Origin of the sequence: Aeromonas sp. R1-1, assembly GCF_040908495.1 — a bacterium.
Classification (GTDB): Bacteria; Pseudomonadota; Gammaproteobacteria; order Enterobacterales; family Aeromonadaceae; genus Aeromonas; species Aeromonas veronii.
The window spans coordinates 21,719-40,920 of the sequence record NZ_JBFODV010000311.1 but is presented as its reverse complement, the minus strand read 5'-3'; the positions used below and the strand labels follow the sequence as shown (position 1 = coordinate 40,920).

The window sequence follows — 19,202 nt, the reverse complement described above, 5'->3', positions numbered from 1 at the left end:
GCGATAAAAGGCGCTACTCCCGCTCCTTCACATAGGGGGTGCCGAGCGCCTTGGGTGCCACCGCACGGCCGATAAAACCGGCCAGCAGGAACACGGTCAGGATGTAGGGCAGTGCCTCGATGGCCTGCACCGGAATGGCGAAGCCGCCAATGCTGACCCCTTGCAGCCGGATGGCGACCGCATCGAGGAAGCCGAACAGCAGGCAGGCTGCCATGGCATTCCAGGGACGCCACTTGCCGAACACCAGCGCCGCCAGCGCCATAAAGCCCTTGCCCGCACTCATGTTGGGGATGAACTGGGCCGTCTGGGCCACCGCCAGATAGGTGCCACCAATACCGGCCAGCAGGCCGCCGATGAGGAGCGCGGTGTAGCGCATGCGCACCACAGAGATACCGGCGGTATCGACCGCTGCGGGTGCCTCACCCACCGCCCGCAGACGCAAACCGAAGCGGGTACGGAACATCACCCACCAGGCCAGCGGCACGCAGGCAAACGCCACGTACTCCAGCAGGGAGTGGCCGCTCAGCAGCTCGCTGTAGAGCTGGCCGATCACCGGCACATCCCACAGCTCCTTGGCATAGGGCAGATCGATGGGGGCGAAACGGGCATCACCGGAGAGCGCCGGAGTCTGGCCCCCCTGATCGAACCAGTAACGGCCCAGGGTGACGGTCAGACCGGCCGCCAGAATGTTGATGGCCATACCGCTCACCACCTGATCACCGCGGTGGGTGATGGTGGCAAAGCCGTGCATCAGGGCAAACAGGATGGAAACACCCACCCCGGCACCCAGACCTATCCAGGCAGAACCGGAGACCGCCGCCGCCGCACCACTGGCGAACGCCGCCGCCAGAAGTTTGCCTTCCAGCGCAATGTTGACCACCCCGGAGCGCTCGCAAAACATGCCCGCCATGGCGGCGAGAATGAGCGGCGGCGCGGTACGGATGGTCGCATCCAGCATCAGGATCAGAATTTCAAACATGATCAGACTCCTTTAGCTTGCGCGGCTGAGCGGTTGGCAAACGCCAGATAGAGCTGCTCGATGCGCGGACGCATCATGTGCTCAAGGGCGCCACAGAACAGGATCACCAGACCCTGCAACACCACCACGATGTTGCGGTCGACACCGAATTCGAAGCTGAGCTCGGCGCCCCCCTGATAGAGGAAACCGAACAGCAGGCTGGCGATGATGACGCCGACCGGATGGTTGCGCCCCATCAGCGCCACCGCGATACCGGTGAAGCCGAACCCTTCCACGAAGTTGAGCTTGATCTGGTGCAGCTCACCCTGCAGCACGTTGAGGGCGAAGAAGCCCGACAGCATACCGGAGATGACCATGGCCAGGATCACCACCTTGGGATAGGAGATACCGGCGTAGGCGGAGGCACTTTGGCTGGCGCCGACCGAGCGGATCTCGTAACCCCAGCGGGTGTGCCAGATAAAGACCCACACCAGCGCCGCACAGATCAGCGCCCAGAAGAAGCTGATATTGAGCGGGCTGTTGGGGATCTCCATCCCGAACAGGTTCGCCAGCCCACTCATCTTGGGCAGCCAGCTTGCCTCGGCAAACACCTTGCTCTCGGTCGCCATCGAGCCGGGCGGCTTGAACACCTCCACCAGCAGATAGGCCATCAGCGAGGCGGCGATGAAGTTGAACATGATGGTGGTGATCACGATATGGCTGCCGCGCTTGGCTTGCAGCCAGGCCGGAATAAAGGCCCAGGCCGCACCGAACAGACCACCGGCAATGATGGAGAGCGGCAACAGCAGGGCAAACGGCAGCACCTCGCCGAGCATCAGACAGACCAGACCGACACCGAGCCCGCCGATATAGGCCTGACCTTCACCGCCGATATTGAACAGACCGGCGTGGAAGGCGACCGCCACCGACAGACCGGTAAAGATAAAGCCGGTTGCGTAGTAGAGGGTGAAGCCGACCCCTTCACCAGTGCCGAACGCGCCGTACCACATGATCTTGGCGGCATCGACCGGGTTGATGTCGAGGTAGTAGAACAGAATGGCCGACACCAGGAAGGCCAGCAGGATGTTGACCGCAGACAAGACGCCTACGGAGACCCAGGCAGGAATACGTACTTGGCTCATCAGTGGGCCTCCTTGGCAACTTCGTCCGGCACTATGTTCGCCATCATCAGACCAATGGTGCGCTCATCCGCCTTGGCACCATCCAGCTCGCCAACGATGCGACCATCGGCAATCACCAGAATCCGGTCTGCGAGGCTCATGATCTCGTCCAGCTCCACCGAGACCAGCAGCACCGCCTTGCCCTTGTCACGCATGGCGATGATCTGCTGGTGGATATACTCGATGGCGCCGATGTCGACCCCGCGGGTCGGCTGGCCGATCAACAGCACATCCGGGTCCTGCTCCACTTCACGGGCGATCACCAGCTTCTGCTGGTTGCCACCGGAGAAGTTGGCAGTCTTGTGCTCGGGATGGGGCGGGCGCACGTCCCACTTCTCCATCTTGGCCTGACAATCCTGCTGGATCGCCTCCTTGTTCTGCAGCCAACCCTTGTTGTATTGCGGGCGGCGGTGATAACCGAGAATAAAGGCCTCTTTCGCCTCGAAGCGGTTGATCAGCCCCATCTTGTGGCGATCTTCCGGCACATGACCGAGGCCGTAGTTGCGCACCAGCTCCGGATCGGCCGGGTGCTCTGCGCTCACCTTGTGCACGCCGCTGCGGCTGCTGATGGTGAAGCCGCCCTTGCTCGGCTTGAGAATGCCGCCAAGCAGGCTGAGCAGTTCGGACTGACCGTTGCCGGAGACCCCGGCAATGCCGACCACTTCACCGGCCCGCACCTCGAAGCTGACCGATTTGACCCGCTCCACCTTGCTGGCGTCGACGTAACTGAGCCCTTCGATCTTCAGCTTGGCTTCACCGGGCTGGGTTGGCCCCTTGTCGACCTTGAGGCGCACCTTGCGGCCCACCATCAGTTCGGCCAGCTGCTCCTTGTCGGTATCCTTGGTGGCGACGTGTGCCACCATCTCGCCACGGCGCATGATGGAAACCTGATCGGTAATGGCCAGGATCTCCCGCAGCTTGTGGGTGATAAGGATGATGGTCGCCCCCTGATCCCGCAGTTTTTTCAGCACCTCGAACAGGTGATCCGCCTCTTGCGGGGTCAGTACCCCGGTCGGCTCGTCGAGGATCAGGATGCGAGCGCCGCGATAGAGCGCCTTGAGAATTTCGACCCGCTGTTGCAAGCCAACCGGCAGATCTTCGACCTTCTCGTGCAGCGGCACGTCGAGGCCATAATCTCGCGCCAGTTCGCCAAGCAGCTTTTCGGCTGACGCCACGCTCTGCTGAAGGTGCCAGCCGTTCTCAGCGCCGAGGATGACGTTTTCCAATACAGTGAAGTTGTTGACCAGCATGAAGTGCTGGTGAACCATGCCCACCCCTGCGGCAATCGCATCTTGTGAGCCATGGGGTTTGAAAGGATTCCCGTCGATCAGCATCTCGCCTTTGTCGGCATGGTAGAAACCATAAATGATGCTCATCAGGGTGGACTTACCGGCGCCATTTTCGCCGACAATGCCGTGGATACTGCCTTTGCGAACCTTAAGGTCGATCAGCTTGTTGGCGTACACTTCGCCGAACCGCTTATCGATACCTCTTAATTCGATGGCATAGCGATCTGTCTGGTCCATGATGCAGCCCTGCGTTTCATGAAATAAGACTAAAAACCGGCCCGTGCGGGCCGGTGGTGCGTTGAGAGTCGTAGCAGCTATCTAATTAGTATTTGCAGGTGTTATCGCTCATGTAGTCATGAACCTTGACCTTGCCAGCGATGATTTCAGCCTTGATGGCATCCACCTTGGCTTTCATTTCCGGGGTGATCAGCTTCTCGTTGTCCTTGTCGAGCGCCCAATCCACACCACCTTCGGCCAGACCCAGGTTCTTGATACCCGGCTTCCACTCGCCTTTGGCAGCGTCATCCCAGGTCTGGTAAGCGGCCAGACCCACAGACTTGACCATGGAGGTCAGCATGGTGCCCGGTTGCAGGTGGTTCTGGTTGGAGTCCACACCGATAGCGAACTTGCCGCTGTCCTTCGCTGCCTGATAGACACCGATACCGGTACCGCCAGCTGCGGCGTAAACCACATCAGCACCTTTGGCGAACTGGGACTTGGCCAGCTCGGCACCTTTGGCCGGGTCAGCAAACGCGGCCGGGGTAGAGCCCGCCATGTTCTGGAACACTTCGATCTTCGGATTGACGAACTTGGCACCCTGCTCGTAACCGCACTGGAATTTGCGGATCAGCGGGATATCCATGCCGCCCACGAAGCCGACCTTGCCGCTCTTGGAAGCGATGGCAGCCAGCGCGCCCACCAGGAAGGAACCTTCATGCTCCTTGAAGATGACGGACTGGACGTTCGGCTTGTCGACCACCATGTCGATGATGGTGAACTGGGTTTTCGGGAATTCGGTCGCAACCTTCTCTACCGCAGAACCCATGTTGAAACCGACCGCCACGATCGGGCCGTTGCCACGGCTGGCCAGACGACGCAGACCCTGCTCGCGCTGGGCTTCGTTCTGGGGTTCAAACTCTTTGACCTTGACGCCCTTGTCCTTGTTGTAAAGCTCGACGCCGTTACGGAACACGGCTTCGTTGAATGATTTGTCATACTTGCCCGCGGTGTCATAAATGACGGCTGGTTCGGAAGCAGCCTGAGCAGAGAGAGCAGCGAGAGTGAGGGAGGCCACGGTGGCCAGCTTGAGCACTTTAGTCACGATCGTATCCTTGATTGTTATTAAGTGAGGGAACTTGCTTGCCTGTCAGAGCAGGCTATCTAGCACGCAGGCTTACTCTAAGTCAGCCCCGATGCGGGTCAAGCAAATGATAAGGGAAAAACGTTTGCGTTAACGGTTTGAATTCTAAGCAAATAACCTTATAAGCAGTTGTTTTTTAGCTACTTTTCAGTTTTTTATGCTGACAATCAAAAGACCCAAACGACATTTCTCTTATTGTTCAGCAAGTTACTGTAAACCGTTTTCCCCTCTTATTCATCCAGCCCCCCGGCAAGCCCGTGATCCGGCTCGCAAAATCCCCACAAACCGCGCGAGCAAGGATTGGCTACAGCTGGAAACCTCCCCGTCCCGTTCTCTCTGCGCCAGCCAAAAATGGCCGCACCGGCGCCCCTGCAAGACCCCATCTCGCCCCTCCCCCCGAGTTTGGATTTGGTCTGGCAGGGGGGATGGCCGTATAATCCCCGCCTGTATAAATAAACAGGAGTGGTGATGGACGTTTCAACCCTGCTCGACGGGCTCAACGACAAGCAAAGAGATGCCGTTGCGGCCCCCCGCAGCAACCTGCTGGTGCTGGCCGGTGCCGGTTCGGGCAAGACCCGGGTGCTGGTGCACCGTATCGCCTGGCTGATGCAGGTGGAACGCTGTTCACCCTTCTCCATCATCGCGGTCACCTTTACCAACAAGGCGGCGGCCGAGATGCGCGGCCGGGTCGAGAAGGTGATCGGCGACGGCGTGCGCGGCATGTGGATCGGCACCTTTCACGGTATCGCCCACCGATTGCTGCGGGCCCACCATCTGGATGCAGGCTTGCCGCAGGATTTCCAGATCCTCGACTCCGACGACCAGTACCGGCTGATCCGCCGGGTGCTCAAGGCGCTCAACCTCGACGAGAAGCACTGGGCCCCCCGCGCCGTGATGGGCTACATCAACGGCAAGAAGGACGAAGGCTTGCGCCCCGGCGACATCGACCTCTACGGCGACCCCGTCACCCGCACCTATCAGCAGATCTACAAGACCTATCAGGAGACCTGCGATCGCTCCGGACTGGTGGACTTCGCAGAACTCTTGCTGCGGGCCCACGAGCTGTGGCTCAACAAGCCGCACATCCTCGAGCACTACCGCGACCGCTTCCAGAACATCCTGGTGGACGAGTTTCAGGATACCAACGGCATCCAGTACGCTTGGCTGCGGATGCTGGCGGGCAACAGCGGCAAGGTGATGATCGTTGGTGACGATGACCAGTCCATCTACGGCTGGCGCGGCGCCAAGATCGAGAACATCCAGCGCTTCCTGACCGACTATCAGGGCGCCGAGACCATCCGCCTCGAACAGAACTACCGCTCCACCGCCAATATCCTCAAGGCCGCCAACAGCGTCATCGCCAACAACGCCGAGCGCCTTGGCAAGGAGCTGTGGACCGAAGGGGCCGAAGGCGAGCCGATCTCCCTCTACGCAGCCTTCAACGAGGTGGACGAAGCGCGCTTCGTGGTCGGCCGTCTCAAGGATTGGAAGGAAAAGGGCGGCCTCCTGGCCGACTGCGCTATCCTCTATCGCTCCAACGCCCAGTCGCGGGTGCTGGAAGAGGCGCTGATGCAGGACGCCATGCCCTATCGCATTTACGGCGGCCTGCGCTTCTTCGAGCGCCAGGAAATCAAGGACGCCATGGCCTACCTGCGGCTTATCAACAACCGTGGTGACGACGCCAGCTTCGAGCGGGTGGTCAACACCCCGACCCGTGGCATCGGCGATCGCACCCTCGAGATCCTGCGCGGCAACGCCCGCGATCAGGGGCTCAACCTGTGGCAATCGGCCAAGGCGCTGCTCAACGACAAGGTGCTGACCGGTCGCGCCGGTAACGCGGTGCGCGGCTTTGTCGATCTGATCGACGCGCTGGAGGAGCAGGTCTCCCTGCTGCCGCTGCACCAGCAGGCGGATATCGCCATCCAGAACTCCGGCCTCAAGGCGATGTATCTGGCGGAAAAAGGCGAGAAATCCCAGGCGCGGGTAGAAAACCTGGACGAACTGGTCACCGCCTGCCGCCAGTACCAGCGCCCGGACGAGCTGGAAGATATGAGCGATCTCTCCGCCTTCCTCGCCCACGCGGCGCTGGAATCCGGCGAGAATCAGGCGGATGAATATGCCGATGCAGTGCAGCTGATGACATTGCACAGCGCCAAGGGACTGGAGTTCCCGCTGGTGCTGCTGGTCGGCGTCGAAGAGGGCATGTTCCCCAGCCAGCAATCGACCGAGGAGTCGGGCCGGCTGGAGGAGGAGCGCCGCCTCTGTTACGTCGGCATGACCCGCGCCATGGAGAAGCTCTACATCTGTTATGCCGAGAGCCGCCGCATCTACGGCCGCGAGATGTTCCACAAGCCGAGCCGCTTTATCCGCGAGATGCCCGCCGAGTGTCTGGAAGAGATCCGGCTGCGCACCCAGGTCAGCCGCCCCACCCAGTACGGCCGCTTCAGCCAGAACGAGGTGCAGCAGAGCTTTGACGCCAGCGGCATCAAGCTCGGCCAGCGGGTGCTCCATCCGAAATTCGGCGAAGGGGTGGTACTCAACTTCGAAGGGGTCGGCCAGCAGAGCCGGGTGCAGATCCAGTTCGACGACGTCGGCGCCAAGTGGCTGGTGACGGCTTATGCCAGACTGGAAGCGCTTTGATTTTTCCCGCTTTTTAACTAAACCAACCCGGCTTAGGGCGGGTTGGTTGTGATATCAATTATCACTGATGGCCTTACAGGGCTATTCGAATATATAGTTTGGCCAGAATCTAGTGAAGGGTGCAAGAACTTTAGTCTGGATAATGATATTATCAGCTGTACTTAATTTTTATGAACGTATTACGGTATACCTAGATGAAAAAGAAATTAGAGTCAGGGTTTGAAATCAATACCATGATGGAAAATCATGATAAAAATATAAAGTGCGTTCATGATTCTTTCTCTGAAGCATTTTCTCTGTACCAGAACACTCAAGATTGCTCTCCGCTTTTGATGTGTGGTGATGCTCTTCAGCTTCTGTCACATATTCCATCTGATTCGATTGACTTCATTATGACATCTCCCCCCTACTGGGGAAAAAGAGAGTATGAGAATGGAGGTATTGGATTAGAAACTGAATATATGGACTTTGTCAGAAACCTAGCTGATATCTGTCTGCAAATTAAGAGAGTTTTAAAACCCACTGGCTCATTCTGGTTAAATCTAGGCGATACATATAAAGATAAGGCACTATTGGGTCTCCCATGGCGCGTAGCTTTTGAGTTAACTGATAATCAAGGTTGGATACTTAGGAATAGTGTAATCTGGAATAAACTGAAAGGTGGCATGGACAATAGCACTGATCGTCTAGGTAATGTACATGAAAACATATTCCATTTTGTTAAAAAAAGTAAAGGTTATTATTATAATGTAGATGCAATTCGTACTAAGCCTAGGGATGCAAAAATAGTTAATGGTTCCGTAGTTTCCGCTACGGGAGTTTCTGGTGTGAGATACAAAAGACAAATAGAACTGTCTACCGCATTAGATTACCAAGAAAAACTGAATGCTCTTTCAGCCCTTAATAGTATGTTAGATGATATTGCATCTGGGAAATATTCTGATTTCAGGATGGTTATTCGTGGACAACAACGAACCACACATTCAGAGAGCGAAAAAGTTTCTGGAAGGGCAAAAGAACTTAGAGATAAAGGTTTTTATTTTCTACGATACCATCCTAATGGCAGTAAACCTGCAGATGTTTGGGATATTTTGCCTGAAGACACTCAAAAAAGAAAGTCTCACTTCGCTGCATATCCATTAGATCTTTGTAGAATACCTATTCTAGCTACCTGCCCAAGTGGTGGCATAGTATTAGACCCATTTTCTGGCACAGGTTCGACATTAATCACAGCATACGAATTAGGTCGCAAATCTGTAGGTATAGATATATCAGAAAGCTATTTAGAACTTACTAGAAAGAGGTTCAGTGAATTAAAATGAGCAATATAATAGAATTTTTTGGACTGGATACTAAATCCGAACAAAATTGGCTCAAAGTGATTCAAGAGCAACGCTGTCCTTTTAGAGGAAGAGCTTGTTTCAAAACAAGAAAATCTGATTCCAGTATTGCTATTGGCACATGCTCTGTTCTGTATGGTCGAGATTCAAAACCCATAATGATCTGCCCAGAAAGACTTTTGGAGCGAGGCCAGATATTTACAGACTGTCTGCATCTACTTACCAACCATGAACCAGGTAATGAGTTACATGTGGTTCCAGAGGTTAAAATTCCAGGTGGAAACGTTGACTTCTTTTTAGTCTCAGCAAGAAATGGCAGAGTGATGGATTTTGTTGGGATTGAACTACAAACAATGGATACAACAGGGACAGTCTGGCCTGAGAGACAGCGTTTTTTAAGAGAAGTAGACCTGATTCCTAGCGATGATGCTGAGTACTCCAGTAGGCCGTATGGAATCAACTGGAAAATGACCGCGAAAACTATTTTAGTTCAAATGCATCATAAGATAAAAACTTTTGAACATATAAACAAGAAGCTCGTCTTAGTTATTCAAGATCATTTGTTAGATTATATGGGTAGTGAGTTCAATTTCTCCCATCTTAATCAACCAGCAAGACTCGGCGACTCACTTCATTTTCACTCCTATAGAATGAGTAGAGTTAATGATAAATACAAAATTTGTATGGACTCAAGACTCAGTACTGATGACGATGGTATTTCAAAATGTTTAGGCCTCCAAGCTGAAGCATGTGTCGAACTTGAGCAAATCCTTATCATGCTTGAAAGAAAAATTGGGCCTATGACCTTATTTCGTATGTTTTAATATAGGGAATTTAGAATTCTTATTTTTCTGAGCAAGACGTAGTTGGTATAACTGCGTCTTGCTTTTCTGTCGATTATTTAACCAACTTGCTCTCCATCACCCCTTGTTTGCCCTCCTCTTCACTGACCTGACTCAGCTTGGAGCGAGCCATTAGCAGGCCCATCTTGACCTCCTGCCAGACGTAGTAGTTTTTACCCGCCTCGGTGCTGAGAGTCAGGGTGGCATCGTTCTCCGACTTGGAGGTGATGGTGTGGCTGCCCGGTGTCACCTGCTTGAGGATGTAGGTGTGGGCCACGGTATCGCCGACCGCCATACCGTCCACCAGCAGCGGCATTTTCACCGCCGCACCAAAGGTCTCGTTGCGATAGATATAGAGGTTGGCCGCATCCTTGGGCGCCACAAACTGCTTGGCCTGCGCGTCTGCGGTGGCATCGGCCATGGGTACGGAAGCACAACCGGAAAGCAGCGCCGCCGATAGCAGGGCGGCACCCATCATTATTTGCCTGAACATAGTCGTTATTTTTTAGTGAGTTAACGGGATTTAAAGGTTCGCATGAGCCTGCGCTGGCTGACAATCGCTCAAATCGAGCGGGATGTGACCCGGTTCAATTTTTCGGCATTTGGTGGGATGAAGAGGGGAAATCAGAAACCCGGCCGTCAGGTGCGGCGGCCGGGTGAATTGTAAAGAGTAGGGTGACAGGGAAAGGGATCAGCCTAGTCTAATCAACTCGATGGGGGCGTAGCGCTCACCGGAGTTTGCCAGCAGCAGGCACTTCTCATGCTCCGCCTGATAGGGGGTCATATTGTCGGTGTGGGCCTCTTTCAGAAAATCGACTGCGCCAGTGGCGGCAATCATGACGCGCTGACCCAGGTTCAGCACATTGCGGTTACGGTCATAGATCTTCATCTCATTCTCCTTTTCTTGGGTCCTGGCGGATGCGCAGGCGTCTGTCCAGGACAACGGCATTCAGCCTACGCCCCTGAAAAAAGGTGATTTATGTCACAGATCAAAAAAGGGGCGATAAGGGACTCGCAGGTTCAGAAAGCGAGCATGGCCCCTTGGCCAACGGCTGTCGCGCGAAGTCGCGCAGCCCTACCCTTTTCGTCGCGGCGGGCTCGAACCCGGCAGCGGTTGGGGTATATTGGTGGCCGATTAGCCAGTCTCATTCACTGTGGCCGCGCACGCGGGCCGCTGTTTCAACAAGATGGAGAGTGCTCATGAATCGCGATATCACCGCCCAGTTCATCAAGATGCTGACCAATCTGGATCACTGTCTGGCCAAGGCCGAGGCCCACGCCGCGGCGAAGCAGTTCAACGTGGAGAACTTCTTCGGCGATCGGCTGATCGTCGATATGCTGCCGCTGTCCAAGCAGGTGCTGATCTGCTGCGATTCGGCCCGCGCCGTGGTCGCCACCGCCAGCCACAGCGAGCTGCCGGCCATAGGCGATGACCCCAAGACCATCGCGGATCTGCGCGCCCATATCGGCAAGACCATCAGCTATCTGCAAGGCAAGCTGGACGCGGACTACAGCCAGTACGCCAGCGGCCGTTACGTGCCCCACTGGGCGGGCGGCAAGGGGATGGATGGCCATACCTGCGTCCATGAGTACGGCATTCCCAACTTCTACTTCCACCTCACCATGGCCTACGCCCTGCTGCGCCGCGCCGGGGTCGATCTCGGCAAGCGTGACTATCTGGGCGGGCTCAACCTGCAATAAACGCTGCACGCCACAGGCGGCAAACAGATAGCAAAAGCCTGCCACGCGGCAGGCTTTTTTATATCGGGTGGTGCTGGGCTGGTGCGCAGAAAGGCTGCGCCCTAGAAGGGGCCGTTGTTCTCGCGCAGCTTGTCGGGCAGGCCGTCGTGATCCCCCAGCTCGCGTGCGGGCACGTCATCCCAGTTCAGCTTGCCGAGGGTGATATTGCGCTCGGGGTGGACGGCGTAGTGGATGCGGTTGTCCTCCCGGTCGGTATCGCCGATGCAGAGCAGCCGGACAGTCTCTTCGGTGTTGTTGATAAAGGCGTGGGCTAGTCCGTCACCGGCCTTGAAGCCCACCGAATCCCCCGGTTGCAGCCGATAGAGCACGCCATCGAGCCAGACATCCGGCGTCCCTTCCAGCACGTGGACGAACTCGTCCTCGGTCTTTTCGGCGTGGGGCCAGCTGGTGCGATGGCCGGGTTCGACAATCTCGTGGTGAATGCCGATGCGGCTAAAGCCGAAGTGTTTGCCGAGGGCACAGCCGCGAGAAAGGGGCTCCTGACTGCCGGAGTAGTAGCGCGGCGTCTGCTCTTGCAGCTCGCTCCAGTGTTTGATGCAGGGGTGGCGATTCATAGCGGTTCCTTTTCTATGAGGATACAGTCACGGGAAGGGTCATCCTGACTGTCAGAATGCGGGGAGAACAGCAGAAATTTTCTGGTCAGATGAGCCCCTCTGACGAGGGGCTCAACAAGCAGGAATTACTTGGCCTTGACGCAAGGCAAGGGAGGAAGCTCGCCCTGTGCAGCCGGGCGGGTCATCTGGTAGTTGCCGGCAAGATCCCGATAGACACGGGTGTTCCACACCTCTCCGTTGTCGAGCTGGAACTCGATGTCGTAGTTGACCCCGGAGACCACCTGGCTGCGCACCTCGCGGATGCTCTGCAGCTTGGCGGCCGTGTTCATGCGAGCCAGCACGCTGGCCAGCGCGGCCTCCCCTTCAGCATTGGGCAACGGCTGACTCTGCCAGCCACCCGCCATCGGCGCACACTCAGGCGTGGGTGACGAGGTGCTGCAGGCACTCAACAGGCCAGCAACAAGGATGGGTAACAACACACGTTTCATATCATTTTCTCCTGCCTGCAAAATGACCACCTTATCAACATCTTGCCATTATTGCAGCCCAAAAGGCTCCCGCTGCGCCCCGCTTGGACGCACCAATCGATCAGCGCCCCAGATTGTCCGCCAGCTGTTTGGCACGGCTGGCCGCCCACTGGTCGATCATCTTCTCCATCTCCTCGGCAGTGATGGGCTCATCCTTGTGGGTGGTATCCGTGCTCTCACGGGCATCCATCACTCGCACCAGCAGCTTGCCGCTCCGGGAGTCGAGCAGCTGGGCCATGCTGCCCACCTTAAGCAGGTAAGGCTCCTTGCCGATCACTTCGCGGGTGACATTGATGGCGATCTTGGCTGGCAGCAGGTCACGCAGCTTGGGGTCGGGGCGGGTCAGGTCGAAGTTGGTGACGGCGGCCTGGATCCGCATCACTTTCGGGCCGGGGGCGGTGGCGATCTTGACGCCCTGCTTGATCAGCTCGCTCTGGAACTTGTCGTGGTAGTAGCGGCCAATCTGGTTCTGTTCATTGGCGGTCAGCAGATACCACTGACCGTTCTCCTGGCGAATAAACTGCAGCGGATCGAGCAGCACCTCATTGTATTGGCGCAGGTCAACGCCCGGCTCCTTGTAAACGCGCTGATTGGGGTTGCTCTCGCTCTGCTGGAAGGCAGTCAGCGGGATCGCCTGCAAGCTGTGGGATACCTGATTCTTGACGGCGCAGCCACCCAGAAGGGCCGCAGCCACGGCAACCATCACGACCTTTTTCATATTTGCTCCTGCATTTTACTGTTTGTTTTTGCGGTGGATTTCGCACCACATGGCTGGAGAACCCGTGCCGGATGCCGCCAATGTCACAGAGAAATAACCGATTCATCACCTTCCCACAAGGGACAGATCAGGATTGTTCAGCTCACATCCAAGTTGTCACAATTGAGGCACTTTTGTACAGGGTCAGCCAGGGTATGAGCGGCAATCTGGCGAGGGTTCGGTTGTTTAATCCGGCTAAATGGGGCTGCGGTAAGCGCTCAGTTTTTTCAAACGATGTGAGCCCGCGAGCGGCGTGAGTTGAACGGGGGAATACCCTGGAACGGGCGATGACCGATCATCAGCCATCTTGCGCAAACTTGCCTGCCGCCGGAGAAGCGGCAGGCTCATTCATCAGTTATCGAGATCCCAGGGGCACTGCTTGACCAGCCCCTCTTTGCCGCTGGCGACGATCGCCTGCTGCACCATCCGTTTGTAGCGATTCTTGATATGGGCGGGCAACGCAGGCACCAGCAGCCGCTCGTCAAACTCCGGCAGCGGGCGATCCGGCAGCACCGCCTGCTCCTGCGGGCTGAGGGGCGGCCGGGAGGCCATATTGCTGGCCGAGATGGTGGGTGTGCCCACCAGCATCTGGCGCTGCAGCGGTGCGCTCAGCAGAAAATCCACCAGCAGGTAGGCCGCCTTGAGCCGTGCGGGATCATCGCTAACATGGCGAGCGATGGAGATCGCATCGAGAGCATAGATGGCCCCCTCCTGCACCATGGCGATCCGCCACTGCTGCTCGTTCTGCTTGTTGCACTCCACCAGCTCCAGCCCCCAGGTGGTGGCAAAGGTCTGCTGGCGCAGATCCTCGCAGCGGTTGGCCTGATTGAACCAGAAGCCGCGACTGGCTCGCAGCCGCTGCGAGAGTTGCTGCTCCACCTCTTGCTGCAAGGTCTTGTCGGCCAGCATCTCGCCGCTGGCAAACAGGGCGGGCGACTTGCCCAGCGAGAGCAGCACCGAGAACAGCAGCGGTTCGAACTGGTCGCAGAACTCGGCAAACTGGCCCGGCGGCGAGCTGTTGGCGAGCACCTGCCAACTGGTGGGCGCCTGTGGCACCTGCTTGCTGTCGTAAGCAAGGCTGAACATGGCGTAGGAGAAGGGCACCGAGTAGTTGCGCTCCCCCTGCTTGTCATACTCGGTGTTCTTGAGGGCGGGCTTCACCTCGGTGTAGTGCTGCAGGCGACTGAAATCGATGGGGAGCAGCAGCTTGAACAGCGGCTGGTGATGGGCCTTGTAGAAGTAGCTGGTCGGCAGCACCACATCGGCGCTGCGGGTGCGCAGGGCGCGGTAGACGCTGTCGAAATCGGTCAGCAGCGGCTCGATCCGGCTGACCGTCGCCTCCACCCCATGGGCTTTGGCGTAGTCGGCAAACTGTTGTTCATAACCCGCTGGCAGATAGCCCCATTCAAGCAATTTGAGCTGAACCGGGGCCGCCAGCGCCGGGGTCATCCCCAACAACCAGCAAAGAGGCAGTAGACGCATGGCCGGGCACTCCTGACAGGTAAACCTTGTTGCAGTATAGGCCCATGCGCCCACTCGTCAGACCATCAGCTCGGCCCCCATGCTCGCCAGAATGGAGAGGCTGACCACCGCAAACAGCACGCCGGTCACCAGATTGAGCGGCCGCTGCACCCGCAGTAGCAGGCGCTGGGCACGATCGGTGGAGAGGCTCCATGCCAGCAGCCCGAACCAGCAGAGAGAGATGATGAAGAGCTCGCCCACCAGCAGGCTGCGGGTCATTCCATCCACCTCTGGCGTCACCATGGCGGCCAACAGACCGATAAAGAACACCAGCGCCTTGGGGTTAAGCAGGTTGGTGGCAAGGCCAGTGCGCACGCCCCTGCCCCAGCCGCGCAGCTCGTTGGCGGCGCTCTGCATCACGGTGCTGCTCTGTTGGCGAGCCGCCATCAGGGCGCCCCACCCCAACCAGCCCAGATAGAGGGCGCCGCAGCACTTGATCACCATAAACAGCAGCGGGTGACTGGCGATCAGCATGCTGATCCCGGTCAGGCTCAGGGTGGCGTGCACCATGATCGCCAGCGAGATGCCCAGCGCCGCGCCAAGGGCGGTCGGCCGGTGCAGGCTGGTGCGCAGGATCAGGGCGAAATCGGGGCCGGGGCTGGCCAGTGCAATCAGGTGCATCAGGCCGAGGGTAACGAACAGACTGGTCAGCATAACAACTCTCGCTTTAACGACGGAGAGTCAGCATGGCGGATCAGCGGGGGGCGCGGCTTGTAAAAGATTGCATCTGGGCACGAAATTCGGCGGGTGTCAGACCGAATGCCTGGCGAAAGCCGTGGTGGAAGTGACTCTGATCGAAGAAACCGACCGCCAGCGCCACCTCGCTCACCGCCATGCCGCTCGCCAGCAGCCGCTTGCCCTGCTCCAGCCGCAGCCGTTTCAGCCAGGCGTAGGGAGTCATGCCGCTGCGCTTCTTGAACTGGCGCAGGAAGGCGAAGCGATCGAGCCCAAGCAGCCCCGCCAGCTCTTCCAGCGAGTGGGGCTCGTCGAGGGCGGCCATCAGGTAGTCGCGCAGGAATCGCAACTGGGGATCCGCCAACTGGTGTACCTCGGGGGCCAGATGCAGCAGCTCCCCCAGCAGGGCAAGCAGCTGGCTCTCGATCAGCAGGCCATCGGCCTTGGGGTTGTCGAGATAGCCGTGCAGCTGGGCAAAGCCCTGATAGAGGTCGGGGCGGCTCTGCAATCCCTTGTCGAAGAAGGGTTCCGGCTGCTCCGGCAGCCAGAGCATCAGCTGCTGCGGATCGATGGCGAAGACCCGCACCTCATACCCTTCCGGCAGCAGGCTGAGGCCGTCGTGCACCTCATCCGGGTTGACTGTAGAGAGCACCCCGCGCACCAGATGGTGGCTGTTCCCCTTGTGGATAAACTTCTGGCCACCCCGCTGCACCAGCCCGATATGGTAATCGAGATGGACATGGCGGCCGTAGCTGAACGCCCTGTGGTGGGAGTGTGACAGCTCGACCCCCGGCAGGTGCGGGGATTGCCAGTAGCGGATAAGGGAATCGGTGGTATTCATGGCTTATAGATACACCAGAAGCGGGCCTTGGACTTGTAGATTATTGCACGCAACCCCCTCTCAACGCCCCCACAGCCGAGGGGTTGGTTCCACCAGCGAGGCGAGCGGCACCCGCTCCACCATCTGACGCATACGTTGTACCAGTTCGGGATTGCCATCCCCCAGCGACTTGTTCAGCACGATATGCACCTGCAGCGGGGTGACCGGCAGGTAGATGAGGCGGGTCGCCGCAGGGAGCTTGGCGCGAAAATGGTTGGCGGAAATATCGTTGGAGAAGAGTGCGGCATCAATCCGCCCACGCAGCAACTTCTGCATGTTGCCATGCTCCCAGCTGAGCTGGGAGAGGGTGTCGATGTGGATCTGCGGATGCTGCAACAGCGGCGGCACGATCGCCTGACTCGACCAGCCGATGGTGGTGCCGAAGAGATCTTCTTGCCGTTCGACCGAGTGAAGTCGCGATGGCACCATTACCACCAGCACCGGCCGCAGCAGCAACAGGTGGGGGTCGATATAGCGGAAGTGACGGGCACGCTCGGGACTGTAACTCAGCAGCGGGGTCAGATCGCACTCGCCGCTCTCGAGGTTGCTGAGCAGCCGCGCCACATTGAGCCCCTGCCACTCGATGGTGCGCCCGATCGCGGGTTCGATATGACGGCGAAAGTAGTCGATCACCGGCCCGGAGACCTCGCCCTGCTGATCGATGGTGACCAGCGGCGCCAGCTGAAAGACGCATCCTCGCAGGGGCGCGGTGATCGCCACGGCGTGACTGATGGTCATAAGAGGGAGAAGAAGTGCCGATAGCAGTAATACCAAACGCGTGCCCGAACGAGAGATGCCCATAGGTGCCGACCCGATGCCCTGATAGCCATCAGCATGGCACAAGGCAAAGGGGCGGGCTATCCGCCCCTGCCGCGCTTCGACCTCTTGTGCCCCCTACTCCCATGACCAATGGGCCCCGTTTTATTGCGGTGAAAATCAATACTTCCGCGGCTTTGATGGATTTTGGTCTCTTGAGATATAGTGCGGCCCCATTCATTAAACCGGCGGGTGAGCGCCCCGCCGGACAGGTAGATTCATGAGACTGTTTTTGCTGTTGTTGTCGCTGTTTGCTACGACTGTAAGTTCTGATGAAAAGCCGCGCCTGCCCTATTACGACTGGGGTCGCTGCCCGTTTGAGGGTTGTACCTATCAGGCGTGGACCACCAAGCAAGAGGTGATTGTCAGAGCAGAACCATCCCTGACGGCCAAAGCGCTGTTCCGGCTACCCCGCGGCCAACAGGTGGAAGGACTGACCGGGGTTGTCATTACCGAACTACCGGGGATCGTCGAAATACTCAGATCGGTCAAGCTGGGCTACAACGAGGAGGGAAAAGGGCCGCTGTTGAATATGAAGGCAGGGGAAACGCTTTATATCCTCGGCGGACTGGGCGAAGGCAATAGCCTGTTCTGGTACAAGGGCAAAACCTACATCCTCGATTATGACTATGCGCGCAAAGAGATCAGATACGGCCGGTCACCGCAGAACCAGTGGTGGGTAAAAATCCGGGACAAGCAGGGACGTGAGGGTTGGGTTGCCGAAGCCAAAAACTTCGCCCATATGGACCGTTTCGAATAGTGACAGCCAGCCCACCGAGATCGGGGAGCTGGCCGTGGATGACTCACTGCTTGGGTTGCAGCTTCATCTCTTGCAGATACTCCAGCACCTGGGTTTTGTAGTCCGCCTGATAAGAGAACTTGGTGCTGTCGCACGCCGCGATCAGGTTCACCGCGGTGCAGAACAGGGTTGCCGCCAGCAGCCCCTTGCCAACCCACTGCGGATAACGGCGGCTCCAGCGCACCAGCAACAGCAGGATCGGGAACAGGGCGTAGGGGAAGATCAGCATCAGGTGCCAGTAGTTGAAGATGATGGGCGAGAGCGCCGCACTCACCAGCACCGCCAGCACCGCCGCCAGCGCATAGAGGCCGAGCCAGCTTTCACCATCCACTGGAGCACGGTCGCTGCGCAGCAGACGCGGCTTGAGTTCACGCCACAGCTGCCAGTTGGCCTTTGCTGCCAGCAGCACGGTGGCCGAGCCCACTCCGTAGATCACCACCCGCCACAGCCAGATGGCCGCCATCTGCAGGTATTCGTGTCCCGCCAGCCAGATGAACTGGGTGTCGTTGACCAGCTTGCTGGCAAACAGCCAGGAGCCGTAGCGCAGCCAGTAGAGCACTGATTTCAGCACCGGATAGACATGCACCAGCCCCCAGCCGATATAGCGCTGGCGCGCCTCGGGATCGACGTTCTGGGTGATATGGCTGTTGCTCATCACTTCCATGACGTAAGGGATCAGGGAGGCACCGATCAGCAGGGTCGCCACCACCACCCCGCTCCAGCTCACCTTGAGAATGCGGCGCCAGAACAGATAGGTGGACATTACCGCCAGCAGCGGCCAGGAGTAGTGCAGCTGCATCGCCATGCCGATAGCCAGCAGGTGGACGATCATGTGCCAAAAGGAGGCCCGCTCGCGCATATGCCAGGCCGACCAGCAGTGCATGGCCGAGAAAAGGAACAGATAGGAGGGGTTGTAGAGCAGACTCTCGTACTGGAACCAGGGGTTGAGCCAGCAGAGCACCAGAAACAGCAGACGCACCCTGTCATCAAACACCTGACTGATCACCGCATCAAACAGCAGAAACCCGACCAACCGCATCGCCAGCAGCAACACCATGGGGGCATAGGGAGAATCCCACAGCAGCAGCGGCCCGCCAATCAGCCAGGCAGACAAGCTCCCCGGCACATTGCCCACAGCACTCGCCGCATTGCCATAGCTGAGCCAGACCCCCTCATAAGCCCCAAGGTAACCCTTGTAGAGCATCTGGGTCTGATCGCCACCGATTACTTGCGATACAGAAAATAATATGGATGTCCCAATACCGAGTAACAATGCCAGTCCATAACTATTTTTCACCATTG

General features: G+C 57.9%; 19 protein-coding genes. 5 read left to right on the top strand and 14 right to left on the bottom strand.

What is annotated here, in order from left to right; all coding sequences use genetic code 11:
• Positions 1-13 precede the first annotated feature (13 nt).
• The 4 genes from AB5Y92_RS22065 to AB5Y92_RS22050 all read right to left on the bottom strand — a co-directional run bounded on the left by AB5Y92_RS22065 (position 14) and on the right by AB5Y92_RS22050 (position 4,749).
• Complete coding sequence (locus AB5Y92_RS22065; protein ID WP_021230728.1) at positions 14-979, bottom strand: ABC transporter permease; 966 nt, start codon at positions 977-979, stop codon at positions 14-16.
• Positions 980-981: 2 nt separating this feature from the next.
• Positions 982-2,100: an ABC transporter permease gene (locus AB5Y92_RS22060; protein ID WP_368227818.1), complete on the bottom strand. Its 1,119-nt coding sequence runs from the start codon at positions 2,098-2,100 to the stop codon at positions 982-984.
• Positions 2,100-3,665 carry an ABC transporter ATP-binding protein gene (locus AB5Y92_RS22055; protein WP_368227816.1) on the bottom strand — a complete coding sequence of 522 codons (1,566 nt, stop codon included), beginning with the start codon at positions 3,663-3,665 and terminating at the stop codon, positions 2,100-2,102. The genes AB5Y92_RS22060 and AB5Y92_RS22055 overlap by 1 nt, the downstream gene beginning before the upstream one ends.
• A gap of 85 nt (positions 3,666-3,750) precedes the next feature.
• A complete protein-coding gene (locus AB5Y92_RS22050; protein WP_005340803.1) occupies positions 3,751-4,749 on the bottom strand; it encodes a BMP family protein in 999 nt (332 codons plus the stop codon).
• 507 nt (positions 4,750-5,256) lie between these two features.
• Here AB5Y92_RS22050 and uvrD point away from each other — a divergent pair.
• The 3 genes from uvrD (at position 5,257) to AB5Y92_RS22035 (ending at position 9,592) form a co-directional block, all read left to right on the top strand.
• A complete protein-coding gene (uvrD, locus tag AB5Y92_RS22045) occupies positions 5,257-7,428 on the top strand; it encodes a DNA helicase II (RefSeq protein ID WP_115521530.1) in 2,172 nt (723 codons plus the stop codon).
• 194 nt (positions 7,429-7,622) lie between these two features.
• Complete coding sequence (locus AB5Y92_RS22040) at positions 7,623-8,750, top strand: site-specific DNA-methyltransferase (RefSeq protein ID WP_236374519.1); 1,128 nt, start codon at positions 7,623-7,625, stop codon at positions 8,748-8,750.
• Positions 8,747-9,592 (top strand): NotI family restriction endonuclease, encoded by an 846-nt coding sequence (locus AB5Y92_RS22035; protein ID WP_368227814.1) that lies wholly within the window; start codon positions 8,747-8,749, stop codon positions 9,590-9,592. Before AB5Y92_RS22040 ends, AB5Y92_RS22035 begins: the two co-directional genes overlap by 4 nt.
• Positions 9,593-9,665: 73 nt before the next feature.
• On the opposite strand, the gene AB5Y92_RS22030 is transcribed toward AB5Y92_RS22035, so the two are convergent.
• Together AB5Y92_RS22030 and ydfZ are read right to left on the bottom strand one after the other, a co-directional pair.
• Positions 9,666-10,103 (bottom strand): DUF2846 domain-containing protein, encoded by a 438-nt coding sequence (locus tag AB5Y92_RS22030; protein ID WP_047438473.1) that lies wholly within the window; start codon positions 10,101-10,103, stop codon positions 9,666-9,668.
• A gap of 198 nt (positions 10,104-10,301) precedes the next feature.
• Entirely contained in the window at positions 10,302-10,499 is a 198-nt protein-coding gene (ydfZ, locus tag AB5Y92_RS22025) for a putative selenium delivery protein YdfZ (protein WP_368227811.1), read from the bottom strand.
• Between the two features lie 311 nt (positions 10,500-10,810).
• On the opposite strand from ydfZ, the gene AB5Y92_RS22020 reads away from it, so the two are divergent.
• The gene (locus AB5Y92_RS22020) at positions 10,811-11,311 is read left to right on the top strand and encodes a DUF1993 domain-containing protein (protein ID WP_368227809.1); all 501 of its coding nucleotides are present in this window, start codon (positions 10,811-10,813) and stop codon (positions 11,309-11,311) included.
• A 101-nt stretch (positions 11,312-11,412) separates the two neighbouring features.
• On the opposite strand, the gene AB5Y92_RS22015 is transcribed toward AB5Y92_RS22020, so the two are convergent.
• The 7 genes from AB5Y92_RS22015 to AB5Y92_RS21985 all read right to left on the bottom strand — a co-directional run bounded on the left by AB5Y92_RS22015 (position 11,413) and on the right by AB5Y92_RS21985 (position 17,023).
• Complete coding sequence (locus AB5Y92_RS22015; RefSeq protein WP_139748102.1) at positions 11,413-11,925, bottom strand: cupin domain-containing protein; 513 nt, start codon at positions 11,923-11,925, stop codon at positions 11,413-11,415.
• A gap of 125 nt (positions 11,926-12,050) precedes the next feature.
• A complete protein-coding gene (locus AB5Y92_RS22010; RefSeq protein ID WP_042054283.1) occupies positions 12,051-12,413 on the bottom strand; it encodes a cystatin domain-containing protein in 363 nt (120 codons plus the stop codon).
• 100 nt (positions 12,414-12,513) lie between these two features.
• Positions 12,514-13,170 carry a DUF3313 domain-containing protein gene (locus tag AB5Y92_RS22005; RefSeq protein WP_100644777.1) on the bottom strand — a complete coding sequence of 219 codons (657 nt, stop codon included), beginning with the start codon at positions 13,168-13,170 and terminating at the stop codon, positions 12,514-12,516.
• A gap of 390 nt (positions 13,171-13,560) precedes the next feature.
• The gene (locus AB5Y92_RS22000) at positions 13,561-14,691 is read right to left on the bottom strand and encodes a PotD/PotF family extracellular solute-binding protein (protein ID WP_368227806.1); all 1,131 of its coding nucleotides are present in this window, start codon (positions 14,689-14,691) and stop codon (positions 13,561-13,563) included.
• A 57-nt stretch (positions 14,692-14,748) separates the two neighbouring features.
• Positions 14,749-15,384: a LysE family translocator gene (locus AB5Y92_RS21995; protein ID WP_076495599.1), complete on the bottom strand. Its 636-nt coding sequence runs from the start codon at positions 15,382-15,384 to the stop codon at positions 14,749-14,751.
• Positions 15,385-15,424: 40 nt separating this feature from the next.
• On the bottom strand, positions 15,425-16,246 hold the full coding sequence (locus tag AB5Y92_RS21990; RefSeq protein ID WP_368193198.1) for an AraC family transcriptional regulator: 822 nt from the start codon (positions 16,244-16,246) through the stop codon (positions 15,425-15,427).
• A gap of 60 nt (positions 16,247-16,306) precedes the next feature.
• Positions 16,307-17,023: a substrate-binding periplasmic protein gene (locus AB5Y92_RS21985; protein ID WP_368227805.1), complete on the bottom strand. Its 717-nt coding sequence runs from the start codon at positions 17,021-17,023 to the stop codon at positions 16,307-16,309.
• A 298-nt stretch (positions 17,024-17,321) separates the two neighbouring features.
• Between AB5Y92_RS21985 and AB5Y92_RS21980 the strand changes: the two genes are divergently transcribed.
• Entirely contained in the window at positions 17,322-17,861 is a 540-nt protein-coding gene (locus AB5Y92_RS21980; protein ID WP_159142749.1) for a hypothetical protein, read from the top strand.
• A gap of 43 nt (positions 17,862-17,904) precedes the next feature.
• On the opposite strand, the gene AB5Y92_RS21975 is transcribed toward AB5Y92_RS21980, so the two are convergent.
• Complete coding sequence (locus AB5Y92_RS21975) at positions 17,905-19,104, bottom strand: 3-deoxy-D-manno-octulosonic acid transferase (protein ID WP_201987249.1); 1,200 nt, start codon at positions 19,102-19,104, stop codon at positions 17,905-17,907.
• Positions 19,105-19,202: the final 98 nt, after the last annotated feature.